This window comes from Vibrio sp. 10N.261.55.A7 (genome assembly GCF_002877365.1).
Classification (GTDB): domain Bacteria; phylum Pseudomonadota; class Gammaproteobacteria; order Enterobacterales; family Vibrionaceae; genus Vibrio.
Map to the genome: position 1 here is coordinate 1 of NZ_MCWZ01000018.1, position 1130 is coordinate 1130.

The window sequence follows — 1130 nt, forward strand, 5'->3', positions numbered from 1 at the left end:
GTTATATAAAATAACACTAAATAAAAAAGGAAATATCGAATGGAATTAAAAAAATCATTCCTTTTAGCCAACGAAAAATATGGTGATGGTGACAAGGATATTAAACCAGGAAAAAACATTGAATCTACTACTTCCAAAGCTGGAAACCTTGTTGTTCACTCTCACCCAGTGGCAATGATTACACATACATTAAAACAAAAGGTTATGTTCCGAATAACTAAACCAGAATCCAAAATCCTGATCAAACTATTAAGATCAGAAGGTAATATCGTTTCAAATGATGACCTACTCAAAGCAGGGTGGAAGGATGGTATAAGAGGGTCCAATTCATTACCTGTCGCCATTTCTAACTTAAGACGCCCCTTAAATTTCTTTGACATCGAAATAATTAACATCCCAAAATATGGCTATCAATTAAACATTGGAAAGTCGAATAATAAAAACACATCAGGCACCCCAATACTCAATTTTTACAAAAAATTTAAATCATACTTTCATACAAGCTAGTAGCCTAATCATTAAATACATATCAGACTAGATAACCCTTCTTAATTATCAATATGTTATAGATAATGCAGAAGGGTTATTGAAGTAAACCTAGCTGATATTGACTAAATTATTTTTAACTCCTAAATAGTTAGGCTCTACTCTACATAAATCGATAGTGCTAAATCAAAAATCGGTTATCAGATTTTATTCATACTACAGGTTTTTTACCCTCACGCAGGCCAGGCGCTCCAAAACCACAAACTCATTACGTAGTCCTCATCTTAAATTAAGCCATTCTTTGATTATCAATTACTTCTATCTTAAACCGCAACAACACAACTTAAGTCATACTGGCACTTTAGAAACTAAGTTAACTTTAAAAACGCACTATTATCATAAATATAATCTTCTCTTCCAGAGCGAGAGTCTTATTTATTTGTCAACCTATTACAAATAAAAGAAAACAACGCTATTGGACTGCACACTGAGTGTTGATATCACACGCAGCAGAGCAAAACGTTCTGCCCCTAAACACCACTGTGATTCATACGCTACGCATACATTCGGCTCGATCAATCGTATACGTCATAGAACCGCGTTCGTAGCCGTTAAATTTCATAGTCAAAAAAGCCCCCATCCGT

At 34.2% G+C, this 1130-nt stretch carries 1 protein-coding gene; it reads left to right on the forward strand.

Going from position 1 to position 1130, the window contains the following annotated elements:
- The first annotated feature begins 39 nt into the window (after positions 1 to 39).
- Positions 40 to 507, forward strand: a complete 468-nt coding sequence (locus BCU12_RS01965) for a winged helix-turn-helix domain-containing protein (RefSeq protein ID WP_102402721.1) — start codon at positions 40 to 42, stop codon at positions 505 to 507.
- Positions 508 to 1130: the final 623 nt, after the last annotated feature.

What these genes read in the sequence shown, in the direction of transcription:
- BCU12_RS01965 (WP_102402721.1), top strand. Translation starts at nt 40, where the DNA reads ATGGAATTAAAAAAATCATTCCTTTTAGCCAACGAAAAATATGGTGAT.